Genomic DNA, 12704 nt, shown 5'->3' on the forward strand with positions numbered 1-12704 from the left:
CCGATTTATCTAGGAGCGCTCTAATGGCTGTTGGTCTTGGTCCCCTGCCCACCCTGCACCCGGTTCCCGGTTTCGAACTCGGTATTGCCTCGGCGGGCATCAAGCGCCCGGGGCGCAAGGATGTGGTGGTGATGCGCTGCGCCGAAGGCTCCAGTGTCGCCGGCGTGTTCACCCTCAACGCCTTCTGCGCGGCACCGGTGATCCTCTCCAAGCAGCGCGTGCAGGGCACCGTGCGTTACCTGCTGACCAACACCGGCAACGCCAACGCCGGCACCGGCGCACCGGGCCTGGCTGCTGCTGAGCGCACCTGCGCCAGACTGGCCGAACTGGCCGGCGTGCCGGCCGAGTCGGTACTGCCGTTCTCCACCGGCGTGATTGGCGAGCCGCTGCCGGTCGAGAAGATCGAGGGCGCGCTGCAGGCCGCCCTGGACAACCTGTCGGAAAACAACTGGGCCGAAGCCGCCACCGGCATCATGACCACTGACACCCTGCCCAAGGGCGCCAGCCGTCAGTTCCAGTTCGACGGCAAGACCATCACCGTCACCGGTATCAGCAAGGGCGCGGGGATGATCCGCCCGAACATGGCCACCATGCTCGGCTACATCGCCACCGACGCCAAGGTCGCCCCGGCGGTGTTGAAGGACCTGATGCTCGACGGCGCCAACAAGTCGTTCAACCGCATCACCATCGACGGCGACACCTCGACCAACGACTGCTGCATGCTGATCGCCACCGGCAAGGCCGATGTGCCGGAAGTGACCGAGGCCAGCGGCGCGCTGTTCGAAGCACTGAAGCAAGCGGTGTTCGAAGTGTGCATGGAGGTGGCGCAGGCCATCGTCCGTGACGGCGAAGGCGCCACCAAGTTCGTCACCGTGCAGGTCAACGGTGGTGGCAACCACCAGGAATGCCTGGACGTCGGCTACGCCGTGGCACACTCGCCGTTGATCAAGACCGCGCTGTTCGCCTCTGATCCGAACTGGGGCCGCATTCTCGCAGCTGTCGGCCGTGCCGGTGTACCCGAGTTGGATGTCGGCCTGATCGACGTGTATCTGGACAGCGTGTGCATCGCCAGCAAAGGCGGGCGCAGCCCGAGCTACACCGAGGCGCAAGGCTCGGCAGTGATGGCCCAGGAAGAGATCACCATCCGCATCGAACTGGGCCGTGGCCAGTGCAGCGAAACCATCTGGACCACCGACCTGTCCCACGAGTACGTGAAGATCAACGCTGAATACCGCACTTGATGTAACTGGGGCCGCAATGCGGCCCCAATATCCCGAATTCTATGGAGCCGAACCATGAGCTATCACCTGATCATCGGCGACAAGCTGTATTCCTCCTGGTCGCTACGCGGCGCCCTGGCCCTCGACCTGGCTGGCGTCCCCTACGAAGAAACCCTGGTCAAGCTCAACCAGCCTGACACCCGCCAGCGCCTGCTGGCCTTCTCGGCCACCGCCAAAGTGCCCCTGCTCCAGAGCGAGCATGGTGTGATTGCCGACTCCCTGGCCATCGCCGAATACCTCAACGAACGCCACCCCGAGGCACGCCTGTGGCCTGAGGACATCGCCGCCCGTGCCCAGGCGCGTTCAGCCTGTGCCCAGATGCACAGCGGCTTCTTCGCCCTGCGCGGCGCCATGCCGTTCGACCTGTCCCGTGACGAGGCGCTGGAAAGCGTGCCGCTGGATGTGCAGGTCGACATCGACCGCATCGTCGCCCTGTGGTCAGAATGCCGATTGGTTGCCAAGGACAGCGGCCCGTTCCTGTTCGGCCGACCGACCTTGGCCGATGCGTTCTTCGCCCCGGTGGCGGTGCGTCTGCGCTCCTACCGTGTCGAGGTGCCGGCCGAGGCCGCCGCCTATATCGAAACCATCTACCAGTGGCCGGCTTTCCGGGCATGGCAGCAGTCTGGCCTGGCGGAGCGTGAAGGGTGAAACGGATTCATGTAGTGGCTGCGGTCATCTGCGGTGCCGATGGTCGCATCCTGATCGCCCGTCGTGCGGATACCCAGCATCAAGGCGGCTTGTGGGAGTTCCCGGGTGGCAAGGTGGAAGACGGGGAGGGCGTCGAAGCGGCGCTGGCCCGTGAGCTGCGTGAGGAGCTGGGTATCGAGGTCACGGGCTCGCGCCCGCTGATCAAGGTCAGCCACGATTACCCGGACAAGCAGGTGTTGTTGGATGTGCGTGAAGTGCGCGCCTTTACCGGTGAGCCCCATGGCGCCGAAGGCCAGCCCCTGGCCTGGGTGGCGCCGCGTGACCTTGGCCAGTATGAATTCCCCGAGGCCAACAAGCCGATCGTCGCTGCGGCGCGTCTGCCAGATCAGTACCTGATCACTCCAGACGAACTGGAGGTGCCTGAGCTGCTCAAAGGCATCCAGAAGGCCGTGGCCAGCGGCATCAAGCTGATCCAGCTGCGCGCGCCGGACATGTACGACCCCAAGTACCGCGATGTGGCGGTGGACGCGGTCGGCTTGTGCGCGGGCAAGGCGCAATTGATGCTTAAAGGACCGCTGGAGTGGCTGGGCGACTTCCCGTCGGCCGGCTGGCACCTGACCGCCGCGCAGTTGCGCAAGTACGCAGCCAAGGGCCGGCCGTTCCCGACGGAGCGCTGGCTGGCGGCGTCCTGCCACAGTGCCGAGGAGCTCGCATTGGCCGAGCAGATGGGGGTGGACTTCGTCACCTTGTCGCCGGTGCAGGCGACCCAGACTCATCCCGAGGCAGAGCCGTTGGGCTGGGATGAAGCACAGCGCTTGATCGCCGGGATCAACCATCCGGTGTTTCTGCTGGGTGGGATCGGGCCGGGTGAGCGGGAGCGGGCCTGGGAGGCTGGTGCCCAGGGCGTTGCCGGAATCAGGGCGTTCTGGCCTGAGGCTTGAGCCATCCGCCAATCGCGGGGTAAGTCGGGGAGCAGCGATGCGGCGACCCGACTTGCCCCGCGATGCTTTCAGACGGGCTTCTCGGCCGCCTGCCACAGCACTTCGTCAACACCCTGGCGTCGCCCAATGATCCGCGCTGCGACAAACAGCAGGTCCGACAGCCGGTTGATGTAGGCCAGCCCCACTCCCTCCAGCGGTTCCAGCGTGTTCAACTGCTGGCAGCGCCGCTCAGCCGCGCGTGCCGCGCTGCGACATACATGGGCCTGGGCCACCAGCGTCGAGCCCCCGGGCAGGATGAAGTTCTTCAGTGGCCCCAACTCGTCGTTCCAGCGGTCTATCGCAGCCTCCAGGCGCTCCACTTCAACGCTGTTCAGCGCCTGGTAAGTGGGCATCGCCAACTCGCCCCCCAGGTCGAACAGCCGATGCTGACAAGGCGCCAGTACCTCGATCAGCTCGCCCAATCCTGCCTCGGCCAGACCTGCCAGCAACACCCCGAGCTGGCTGTTGAGGCTGTCGACCTCGCCGATCGCCTCGACGCGCGGATGGTCCTTGGGCACCCGGCGCCCATCGCCCAGGCCGGTTTCACCTTTGTCGCCGGTGCGTGTATAGATCTTCGACAGGCGATAGCCCATGTCATGTCTCCGTGTTCAGGGGGGCCGGTTGGGCCTGGTTCAGGGGCAGGCGCAGGGTGAAGCAGGTGCCCTGGCCAGGGGTGGACTGTACTTCCATCTGCCCCTTGTGGTTGTTGGTGATGATGAAGTACGACACCGACAGGCCCAGGCCGGTGCCCTGGCCGATCTCCTTGGTGGTGAAGAACGGCTCGAACGTGCGCTTGCGCACCGTCTCGGGCATGCCGACGCCGTTGTCCTCGACCTGGATTTCCGCCCAGGGCGGGTTGAGCCGGGTGCGCAAGGTGATACGCCCGGGCTCGCTGGGTTGCGGGCGCTGGTGGATGGCCTGGGCGGCGTTCTTCAGCAGGTTCAGCAGCACCTGCTCCAGTTCGTTGGCGGTGCAGGGCACCGGCCCCAGCTGTGGGTCGAACTGGCGGATGATGGCCTGGCCCTTGAAGTCGAAGCCGATGGCCAGGTCGAAGTCGTTGCCGGCGATCTCCACCGCCTGGTCGATCAACGCCGGCAGGTCGCAAGGGGCGAGCTGACGGTTGCTGCGGCGGCTGAAGCTGAGCATGTGGGTGACGATCTTCGCGGCCCGTGCGCCGGCTTGCTGGATGCCGTCGAGCAACTGAGGCAGCTCGCGGCTGTCCAGGTAGCGATTGACGGCCGGCAAGTCGATGCCCAGCTCGCTGGCTTGCTCCTGGTTGCGCGGCAGGTCCGGCGACAGGCGGCGGCGGATGTTCTGCACGTTGTGCAGGATTGCGCCCAGCGGGTTGTTGATCTCGTGCGCCATGCCGGCGGCCAGGCCGCCGACCGAGAGCATCTTCTCGGACTGCACCATCATTTCTTCCAGTGACAGCCGTTGGGTGATGTCATCGATACGGATCACCACTCCGCGTCCGCCACCGCCCATCAGCGGGTAGAAGGTCAGCGCGTAGTGGCGCAGGTCTTCGCCCTTGGGCCAGGTGACGCGTTCGATCTTGGCTACCCGGTGCTTCTCCACGCTCTCCTTGAGTTGCGGCAGGAACGGTTTGAGCGGCTCGAAGGCGAGGAAGATCGGCTGGTTCAGCGCTTCGTCCAGCGGGGTACCGGAGAGCACCGTGGCCTCATGGTTCCATTGGGTGACGTAGAGCTGTTCGTCGAGGGCGATCAGCGCCGAGGGCATCGAGTCGATGATGCTATTGAGGTAGTTCTGGAAACCGGTGAGCTTTTTCTCGATCTTGCTGCGCACCTGGACTTCCAGCTCCAGCTTGCGGTTGGTATGGCGGGTTTCCTCGGCCAGGCCCTGGGCCTGGTCGTAGGCGTCCTGGAACTCGTCACGGGTGCGCTTGAGCTGCTGCTCGCGGGCTTCGATGCGCGACAGCATGGTGTTGAACGCCTCGGCCAGGCCGCCGATCTCGTCATCGTTGCCGCGCTGGGCGCGCAGGGCGTAGCTCTCCTCGCGGGTGACCTGGCGGGTCAGCTCTTCGAGGCGGTTGATCGGCAGGGTGATCAGGCGCTTGATCTGCCGGGCGATAAGCAGCCACAGCAGCACGCTGAACACCAGGATCGCCAGGCTGGCGGAGAGGGTGCCGGTGTAGAACGCCGTGGGCAGCTCGCTGCTGGCGACCAGCAGCAGGTGCGCGGGCGGGGCGGCGCTGCGCGGCAGGCGGATCAGCTGGGTGCTGCGAAACTCCATCAGGCGCCAGCCGTCGATGTTGCGGTAGCGCTTGGGCAGGGTCAGCGGTTCGCCGTGCTGCAGTTGCGCCAGCATCTGCCCGTCGCCGCCGTAGATCGCGGCGGCGCGCAGTGGCGAGTAGCTGTCGAGTTCCTTGAGCAGCGCGGTGGCGGCTTCCGGCGAGTCGCCGGCCCGCGAGGACAGCTGCGGGTTGGACACCAGCTTGCCGATGGTCTGCAAGGCCTGGGGCGCCATGCTCTCCTGGGTGATCCAGTAGGCGGCGCTGATGAACGCCAGGTTGGCCACCAGCAGGATGGTCACCAGCAGCACCAGCAGGGCCGCCAGCAGTTTCTGCCCGACCGGGAGGTTTTCCAGGCGTTGACGCAGGGTCATGGGTCTGAGGGTGTCCGTTTCCGATGAATGGGCAGGATCAGTCGCTGCGCAGGCCACGCGCCTGCAGGTTATCGACCAGGCGCCGGTGCAGGTGTTCCAGTTGCGGCACTGCCAGGCCGTGTCGGCCAGCGGCGCGGCAGGCGTGGCCGAGCAGGTAGTGGACCTCGGTGCGCCGGCCGTGGCGAACATCCTGGTACATGGAAGAGTAGTTGGCCGCGGTGGCGATGATCACCCGCTGCACTTCCTCGTGCAGGTCGCTGGCGGCCTCGGGCTGGCCGCAGCGGCGCAGCAGGTCGGCCAGTTCTTCGCACAGTTGGTCGACTTCGGTCAGGTGGCCGAGCAGGCCGCCGTTCTGGCAGTCGTGCAGCACGCTGAGCGGGTTGATCGCGCAGTTGAGGGCCAGCTTGCGCCACAGGCGGGTAGGGATGTCGAGTGCCCACTGGGCCGGGATGCCGGCGTCGTGCAGGTCTGCGAACCAGGATGGGACGTTGGGATTGGCCGGGTCACCCAGCCAGTTGAAGCCGTGGCCGGCGAAGCGCACCTGCCAGTCGGCTTCGCGGAACGCGCCCTCGGTGCTGGAGGCGAAGATACAGCGGGCGTGGGGCACCTGGTCGGCGACCTCGTCCTGGCTGCCCAGGCCGTTCTGCAGCAGTACCAGCTCGGCGCCATGGGCCAATCTGGGGGCCAGGCGCGCCACGGCAGGCGCGGCGTCGTAGGCCTTGCAGGCGACCAGCAGGCGATGGATCGGGCCGGGTGCGTCGCAGGTTTCAGCGGGGATCGCGTAGTGCCGGGCGCCGTCCTGTTCGACCAGGGTCAGCCTGCCGCAGTGCTCATAGGCGGCCAGGCGCTGCTGGTCGCGCAGGATCAGGCGGACCGCCTTGCCAGCGCGGGCCAGGCGGCAGGCCCAGAGGCTGCCGAGGCTGCCGGCGCCGAGAATATGCCAGGTGCTGCTCATCTGCGTTTCGCAACCCGTTATAATGAGTCCGCATTTTAACCATCAAACCCGACGCGCTCCATCTTCAGGCCGAGCGCGCTTTTTTTTATGGAGAACAACCATGCCTTCGTTCGACGTGGTATCGGAACTGGACAAGCACGAAGTGCAGAACGCCGTCGAAAACGCCATCAAGGAGCTCGACCGCCGTTACGACCTCAAAGGCAAGGGCAGCTTCGAGTTCAAGGACAAGGAGCAGACCGTAATGCTGACCGCCGAGGCCGAGTTCCAGCTCGAGGCGATGATCGAGATCCTGCGCTTGGCGCTGGTCAAGCGCAAGATCGACGTCAAATGCCTGGAAACCAAGGACGCCTATGCCTCCGGCAAGGAAATGAAGCAGGAAGCCAAGTTCCGTGAGGGCATCGACAAGGAGCTGGCGAAGAAGATCGTCGCCCATATCAAGGATGCCAAGCTCAAGGTCCAGGCCGCCATTCAAGGCGAGCAGGTGCGTGTTACCGGCAAGAAGCGCGACGACTTGCAAGAGGCCATTGCCGCCCTGCGCGCCAAGGAATTCGACATGCCGCTGCAGTTCAACAACTTCCGCGACTGATCGCGGTATTGGAACCTTGATGGCCTAGTGATGTCCATGAGGTCCCGTGGCCGCTGACCTGTCAGCGGCCCGCTTTACTGTGTACTTGCCGTTCGGCATCAGGAGATGAACATGGATTTGAACGCTGAAGTCGATCAGCTGGTTCGCCAATCGCAGACCTGGGTCCCCTTGATCATGGAGTACGGCAGCCGCCTGTTGCTGGCGCTGCTGACGCTGGCCATTGGTTGGTGGATCATCAACAAGCTCAGTGATCGCCTGGGCAAGCTGGTAGGCATGCGGGCCGATGCGGCGCTGCAAAGCTTCATCAGCACCCTGGCCAACATCGTGCTGAAGATTCTGCTGATGGTCAGCGTGGCGTCGATGATCGGCATCGAAACCACCTCGTTCGTCGCCGCCATTGGTGGCGCCACGCTGGCCATCGGCCTGGCCTTGCAAGGCAGCCTGGCCAACTTCGCCGGTGGCGTGTTGATTCTGCTGTTCCGCCCATTCCGTATCGGTGACTGGATCGAGGCCCAGGGTGTAAGCGGCACCGTGGACAGCATCCAGATCTTCCACACCGTGCTGCGTACCGGCGACAACAAGACGGTGATCATGCCCAACGGCACGCTGTCCAACGGCATCATCACCAACACCAACCGCCAGCCGACCCGCAAGGTGGTGTTCGACGTGGGCGTGGACTACGACGCCGACCTGCAGAAGGCGCGCAATGTGTTGCTGGAACTGGCGCAGGATCCGCGTGTACTGCAGGACCCGGCGCCGCAGGCGGTGATTTCGACCCTGGGCGACAGCTCGATCACCGTGTCGCTGCGCATCTGGACCAAGACCGCCGACTACTGGGACGTGATGTTCATGCTCAACGAACATGCCCGCGACCGGCTCAAGGCCGAAGGGATCGATATTCCGTTTCCGCAGCGAGTGATTCGCGTGGTGCAGGAAGCGGCGGTACAGTAACACTGCGTCACACCTCCCGTCGCGGGGCAAGCCCGCTCCCACAAGGCCGCTAAAGCGCTTGTGGGAGCGGGCTTGCCCCGCGATGCTTTCCAGCGCCTTACACTTGTTCACAGCCACAGCGGATGATTTCTGGCATACAGCCTGACCCCCATCTGTTCCCACCCGATACCGATCATGAAACCATTGCTGTACATCACCCCTCTGCGCGCCTTGCTGTTCGGCCTGACCCTGGCGCTGTTCGAACTGTTGACCTACCTGGCCAGCGACGCGGTCATGCCCGCCATGCCAGTGGTGGTTGGCGATCTTCAGGCGAGCCCCGAATACATTCCCCATGCTCTCAACCTCTACCTGCTGGGTGGCGTGCTGCTGCAATGGCTGATCGGCCCGTTGGCCGACCGCTATGGCCGGCGCCCGCTTTTGCTGGGGGGTTGTGTGTTCTTTGGGGTGGCGTGCCTGGCGACCTTCTGGGTGCAGGACATCGGTATGTTCAACCTGTTGCGTCTGCTGCAGGGCATCGGCCTGGGCTTCGTGGTCACGGTCAGCTACCCAGCGCTCAACGAGGCATTCAGCGAGGCCGACGCAGTACGCATGATGGCCCTGCTGGCCAATATCGCCCTGCTGTCGCCGCTACTCGGCCCGCTGGTTGGCACCCTGATGCTGCAATGGCTGGACTGGCGCTGGCTGTTCGTGGCCTTCGCCGCAGGCGCGGTGCTGTGCTGGCTGCTGCTCTACCGGCTGATGCCGGAAACCCTGGGTGTGGAGCGCCGCGATGGTTCGCGCCTGTCGTTCACGCCCATTCACCTGCTGCCATTGCTGGCGGGCTACGGGCAGTTGCTGGGCAACCGTCGTTTCGTCGCCGGTAGCGCGGCGCTTGGGCTGGTGGGGCTGCCGCTGATCGGCTGGATCGGGTTGTCACCTGTGCTGCTGATCCATGACGAAGGCTTGAGCACGATGGAATACGCGCTGTGGCAATTGCCGGTGTTCGGTGGGTTGATCCTGGGCAACCTGATCATCAACCGCATCGCCGATCGCTACCCGCTCCCGGCCTTGGTGCGTGGCGCCCTGGGGCCTTACCTGGCCGGCCTGTCGCTGATGGTCGTGGCCACTTGGCTGTGGCCGACGGTGACCAGTGTGGTGGCCGGCATGTCGCTGTACGCGCTGGGCCTGGGCGTGGCCAACGCGGTGCTGTACCGCATGACGCTGTTCTCCAGCGAGCAGAGCAAGGGCCTGGTGTCGGCGATGCTGGGGATGATCACCATCGCCTTGCTGGGCCTGGGCGGTGCGGTGTTGGCGATGCTGGGGGCCGGTGCCAGCCTGATGCACTTCGCCCTGGCCGCGGGCGTAGCGGGAGCGTTGGCGCTGTGGCCGTTGTGGTTCGTGGTGGGCGGGCGCTCCGGGGAAGGCGCTGTGACGCAGTAGAAACATCGCGGGGCAAGCCCGCTCCCACGTATTCAGACAAAATGACTGACTGCGTGGGAGCGGGCTTGCCCCGCGATAAGGCCGGTGAAGGCCTAGTTCTGCTCAGCCGCCGGGCTCTCCACCGGCGCCGGCTTTCCCCTACCGACCTCCTGGCGCCAGTGCAGGGCGATCAGCACCAGCGTCGGCACGCCCAGCAGGGCGGTGATCAGGAAGAAGTCGTGATAACCGAACTTCTCCACCATGACCCCGGAATAGCCGCCGATCAGGCGCGGCAGCAACAGCATGATCGAGCTGAGCAGGGCGTACTGGGTGGCCGAGAACTTCAGGTTGGTCAGGCTCGACAGGTAGGCGACGAAGGCCGAGGTGGCAAGCCCCGAGCTGAAGTTGTCCAGCGAGATGGTGACCACCAGCATTTCCAGGTTCGGGCCCATGTCGGCCAGCATCAGGAACAGGATGTTGGTGGCTGCCGAGGCCGCGCCGCCGATGAACAGGATCGGCAGGATGCCGAAGCGCACGATCAGCAGGCCACCGGCACCAGCGCCCACCAGGGTCATGATCAGGCCGAAGATCTTGCTGACGCTGGCGATCTGGTCCTTGGTGAAACCCATGTCGATGTAGAACACGTTGGCCATCACGCCCATCACCGTATCGGACATGCGATAGGTGGCGATCAGCCCGAGCAGCAACAGGGCCTGCCAGCGATAGCGCACGATGAAGTCGTTGACCGGCGTGAGAACCGGCGCCAGGCCACGACGGCCGAGGGACGACAGGCACGCCCAGGTCAGCAGCACATAGAGGATCAGGCGCAGGAAGGCGCGGTCTTCGAGCAGCAGGTCGAGCATGGTCGCGTCGCCGAACGCCACGCTGCCCCAGTCGGTGTTGAACATCTGGGTGAAACTGGCCGGCACCGAGACCAGCAGGATGATCAGCACGAACACCGACGCCAGCTGGTGCATCAAGCCATAGCGCGCCGCCGACAGCTGGGTGCGCAGGGGGACCGGTGGCTCACGCATCACCAGGGTGGTGAACACCGCAGGCAGCATCAGCACGCCGAACAGCACGTAGGTGCCGGTCCAGGCTTCGTGCAGGTAGCTGAAGCCGGTGGAGCCGAACCACTCGGCGAAGAACAGCGCACCGGCGGTGGCGAGCAGGGCGGCGACCCGATAGCCGGCCATGTAGCTGGCGGCCAGGGCGGCCTGGCGCTGGTCGTCGGCGATCTCCAGGCGGTAGGCGTCAACGGCGATGTCCTGGGTCGCCGAGGCGAAGGCCACCAGTACCGCCAAAGCGACCAGCCACGACAGGTGTTTCTGCGGGTCGCAGAAGCCCATGCCGACCAGCCCGAGCACCACCAGCAACTGCGACAGCAGCAGCCAGGAACGGCGCCGGCCCATGCCGCCGAGCAGCGGCAGGCGCCACTGGTCGAGCAGCGGCGACCAGACCCATTTGAACGCGTAGGCGAGGCCGATCAGGCTGGCATAGCCGATGGTCTCGCGGGCCACGCCGGCTTCGCGCAGCCACACCGACAGCGTCGAGAACACCAGCATGTACGGCAGGCCGGCGGCGAATCCGAGCAGCAAAAGCACCAGAGTTGACGGGCTGGCATAGGCAGCGAGCGCAGCGCGCCAGGTTTTACGGGGCATGGGCCAACATCTGCCTCAAGGTTTGCGAAAACAAAGCGCGCACTCTAACCGCTGTGCTCCATCGGACGCCAGCCATGGCGCGCCATATCCACACGATTATTGGCCACATTCACGCCTTCTGCGCGCAGCCGGGCGCGTTGTTCGTCGCCCGAAGGGGTGCCCAGGGCCAGGCTCAGCCTGCCACCCGCGCCCAGGACCCGGTGCCAGGGCAGGCGGGTGTCCTGGGGGAGCTGCGAAAGTGTGCGCCCGACCCACCGCGCCGCGCGGCCAAGGCCTGCAAGCTCGGCCAGTTGCCCGTAGCTGACGACCTTCCCCGGCGGTACCTGGCCGAGGACGGAATACAGCGCCATTCGTCGGGCTTGTGCATCTTGCTCAGCGGGCGGATCGAGGGCGGACATCAGAGGATCCCTTTGCTGCAGATGAAACCGGACAGAAGGTTACGGCAAATGCGAGTGGAACTCATCGGCATGGGCTGGGTCTGTCCTTGCTCAGGTTGTCGGTATCTGGATAATGCCCGGCTTTTTCGTCTAATCGAACCTTTACACAGCGCTTATGTATTCTAGAACCCTGTTGTGCCTTGTTGCCGCGTCCCTGTGCACCCCTGTGCTCGCCGACACCGTGTGGATGAAGAACGGTGACCGCCTGAGCGGTAAGATCAAGGTCTTCGACGGCGGCAAGCTGCTGCTGGAAACCCCCTATGGCGGGTCGATAGCCCTGGACTGGAAGCAGGTGAAGACGCTGGAAAGCGATCAGGAACTGCTGGTCAAGCAAGATGCCTACAGCGGCGAGAAGGCCAAGGCGCTGAAGGCCGCCGAACCCGGCAAGGTGACCTTGGCCAACGGCGAGGCGCCGAAGACCGTTGAGCTGGCCAGCATCGAGCAGATCATGAAGCCACGCCCCCTGCTCGAGGATTTTCTGTGGAAGGGCAACGTCGATGTGGCGATGGACTACAAGCGCGCCGAGAACAACACCGACGACTATGACATCAGCTTCAAGACCACCGCCCGCCATGGCCGCTGGCGGCACAACGCCGAGGGCGAATACAACCGCGAGACCAAGGACGACGTCACCACCACCAACAACTGGAGCGCCGAGTACGCGCTGGACCGCTTCATCACCGAGAAGTGGTTCTGGCAGGGGCGCCTGGAATACAAGCGTGACCACATCGAGGATCTGGCCCGCCAGCGTACCGTCGGTACCGGCCCGGGCTACCAGTTCTGGGATGACGAACTCGGCGCGTTCTCGCTGGGTTCGCTGATCAACCGCACCGATTTCGAGTACCGCGACGGTGGCAAGGACAACTTCTATTCCGCCGCGGTGAAGTGGGACTACAACCGTTACCTGATCGGCAAGAAGGTCGAGTTCTTCACCAATGGCGAGTTCGGCAAGCCGCTGGGCGGCGTGGCCGACTACTCGCTGGATGCCGAGATGGGCCTGCGCTACAAGGTGACCGAGTGGGCTTCGCTCAACCTCAAGGCGGAGAAGGACCTGATCAAGGGCACCCGCGACAGCGATCTGGACAAAACCCGCTATACCGCCGGGTTCGGCGTTACCTGGTAAAAACAGTCGTTAGCGGTAAGCTACAAGCGGCAAGCAAGAGCCGTGTGTGCACTCCCAACAGGC

At 64.8% G+C, this 12704-nt stretch carries 12 protein-coding genes; 7 read left to right on the plus strand and 5 right to left on the minus strand.

The window, feature by feature from the left end; translation table 11 throughout:
* Window positions 1–23: 23 nt before the first annotated feature.
* The 3 genes from argJ to ABZO33_RS10105 are packed head-to-tail and all read left to right on the plus strand — an operon-like array spanning window position 24 to window position 2869.
* Window positions 24–1241 carry a bifunctional glutamate N-acetyltransferase/amino-acid acetyltransferase ArgJ gene (gene argJ, locus ABZO33_RS10095; RefSeq protein ID WP_414535922.1) on the plus strand — a complete coding sequence of 406 codons (1218 nt, stop codon included), beginning with the start codon at window positions 24–26 and terminating at the stop codon, window positions 1239–1241.
* A 54-nt stretch (window positions 1242–1295) separates the two neighbouring features.
* Window positions 1296–1928, plus strand: coding sequence for a glutathione S-transferase family protein (locus ABZO33_RS10100; RefSeq protein ID WP_414535923.1), 633 nt, complete (start codon window positions 1296–1298; stop codon window positions 1926–1928).
* Window positions 1925–2869: a Nudix family hydrolase gene (locus tag ABZO33_RS10105; RefSeq protein ID WP_414535924.1), complete on the plus strand. Its 945-nt coding sequence runs from the start codon at window positions 1925–1927 to the stop codon at window positions 2867–2869. The genes ABZO33_RS10100 and ABZO33_RS10105 overlap by 4 nt, the downstream gene beginning before the upstream one ends.
* Before the next feature lie 68 nt (window positions 2870–2937).
* On the opposite strand, the gene ABZO33_RS10110 is transcribed toward ABZO33_RS10105, so the two are convergent.
* The 3 genes from ABZO33_RS10110 to ABZO33_RS10120 are packed head-to-tail and all read right to left on the minus strand — an operon-like array spanning window position 2938 to window position 6485.
* Window positions 2938–3501: a cob(I)yrinic acid a,c-diamide adenosyltransferase gene (locus tag ABZO33_RS10110; protein ID WP_414535925.1), complete on the minus strand. Its 564-nt coding sequence runs from the start codon at window positions 3499–3501 to the stop codon at window positions 2938–2940.
* A 1-nt stretch (window position 3502) separates the two neighbouring features.
* Window positions 3503–5530, minus strand: coding sequence for an ATP-binding protein (locus ABZO33_RS10115; protein ID WP_414535926.1), 2028 nt, complete (start codon window positions 5528–5530; stop codon window positions 3503–3505).
* A gap of 37 nt (window positions 5531–5567) precedes the next feature.
* The gene (locus ABZO33_RS10120; RefSeq protein ID WP_414535927.1) at window positions 5568–6485 is read right to left on the minus strand and encodes a putative 2-dehydropantoate 2-reductase; all 918 of its coding nucleotides are present in this window, start codon (window positions 6483–6485) and stop codon (window positions 5568–5570) included.
* 100 nt (window positions 6486–6585) lie between these two features.
* On the opposite strand from ABZO33_RS10120, the gene ABZO33_RS10125 reads away from it, so the two are divergent.
* The 3 genes from ABZO33_RS10125 to ABZO33_RS10135 all read left to right on the plus strand — a co-directional run bounded on the left by ABZO33_RS10125 (window position 6586) and on the right by ABZO33_RS10135 (window position 9441).
* Window positions 6586–7071, plus strand: coding sequence for a YajQ family cyclic di-GMP-binding protein (locus ABZO33_RS10125; protein ID WP_414535928.1), 486 nt, complete (start codon window positions 6586–6588; stop codon window positions 7069–7071).
* Between the two features lie 111 nt (window positions 7072–7182).
* On the plus strand, window positions 7183–8022 hold the full coding sequence (locus ABZO33_RS10130) for a mechanosensitive ion channel family protein (RefSeq protein WP_414535929.1): 840 nt from the start codon (window positions 7183–7185) through the stop codon (window positions 8020–8022).
* Window positions 8023–8196: 174 nt separating this feature from the next.
* Window positions 8197–9441: an MFS transporter gene (locus tag ABZO33_RS10135; protein ID WP_414535930.1), complete on the plus strand. Its 1245-nt coding sequence runs from the start codon at window positions 8197–8199 to the stop codon at window positions 9439–9441.
* A 92-nt stretch (window positions 9442–9533) separates the two neighbouring features.
* On the opposite strand, the gene ABZO33_RS10140 is transcribed toward ABZO33_RS10135, so the two are convergent.
* Entirely contained in the window at window positions 9534–11081 is a 1548-nt protein-coding gene (locus tag ABZO33_RS10140; protein ID WP_414535931.1) for an AmpG family muropeptide MFS transporter, read from the minus strand.
* A gap of 44 nt (window positions 11082–11125) precedes the next feature.
* Window positions 11126–11479, minus strand: coding sequence for an MGMT family protein (locus ABZO33_RS10145; RefSeq protein WP_414535932.1), 354 nt, complete (start codon window positions 11477–11479; stop codon window positions 11126–11128).
* A 154-nt stretch (window positions 11480–11633) separates the two neighbouring features.
* On the opposite strand from ABZO33_RS10145, the gene ABZO33_RS10150 reads away from it, so the two are divergent.
* Window positions 11634–12641, plus strand: coding sequence for a DUF481 domain-containing protein (locus tag ABZO33_RS10150; protein ID WP_414535933.1), 1008 nt, complete (start codon window positions 11634–11636; stop codon window positions 12639–12641).
* The last annotated feature ends 63 nt before the right edge of the window (window positions 12642–12704 follow it).

It is taken from the genome of Pseudomonas sp. CAM1A (genome assembly GCF_047501685.1).
Classification (GTDB): Bacteria; Pseudomonadota; Gammaproteobacteria; order Pseudomonadales; family Pseudomonadaceae; genus Aquipseudomonas.

Bases quoted from the DNA above. Each gene is read 5' to 3' on its own strand.
- argJ (WP_414535922.1), top strand. From the start codon at position 24: ATGGCTGTTGGTCTTGGTCCCCTGCCCACCCTGCACCCGGTTCCCGGT.
- ABZO33_RS10100 (WP_414535923.1), top strand. From the start codon at position 1,296: ATGAGCTATCACCTGATCATCGGCGACAAGCTGTATTCCTCCTGGTCG.
- ABZO33_RS10110 (WP_414535925.1), bottom strand. From the start codon at position 3,501: ATGGGCTATCGCCTGTCGAAGATCTATACACGCACCGGCGACAAAGGT.
- ABZO33_RS10115 (WP_414535926.1), bottom strand. From the start codon at position 5,530: ATGACCCTGCGTCAACGCCTGGAAAACCTCCCGGTCGGGCAGAAACTG.
- ABZO33_RS10120 (WP_414535927.1), bottom strand. From the start codon at position 6,485: ATGAGCAGCACCTGGCATATTCTCGGCGCCGGCAGCCTCGGCAGCCTC.
- ABZO33_RS10125 (WP_414535928.1), top strand. From the start codon at position 6,586: ATGCCTTCGTTCGACGTGGTATCGGAACTGGACAAGCACGAAGTGCAG.
- ABZO33_RS10130 (WP_414535929.1), top strand. From the start codon at position 7,183: ATGGATTTGAACGCTGAAGTCGATCAGCTGGTTCGCCAATCGCAGACC.
- ABZO33_RS10135 (WP_414535930.1), top strand. From the start codon at position 8,197: ATGAAACCATTGCTGTACATCACCCCTCTGCGCGCCTTGCTGTTCGGC.
- ABZO33_RS10140 (WP_414535931.1), bottom strand. From the start codon at position 11,081: ATGCCCCGTAAAACCTGGCGCGCTGCGCTCGCTGCCTATGCCAGCCCG.
- ABZO33_RS10145 (WP_414535932.1), bottom strand. From the start codon at position 11,479: ATGTCCGCCCTCGATCCGCCCGCTGAGCAAGATGCACAAGCCCGACGA.
- ABZO33_RS10150 (WP_414535933.1), top strand. From the start codon at position 11,634: ATGTATTCTAGAACCCTGTTGTGCCTTGTTGCCGCGTCCCTGTGCACC.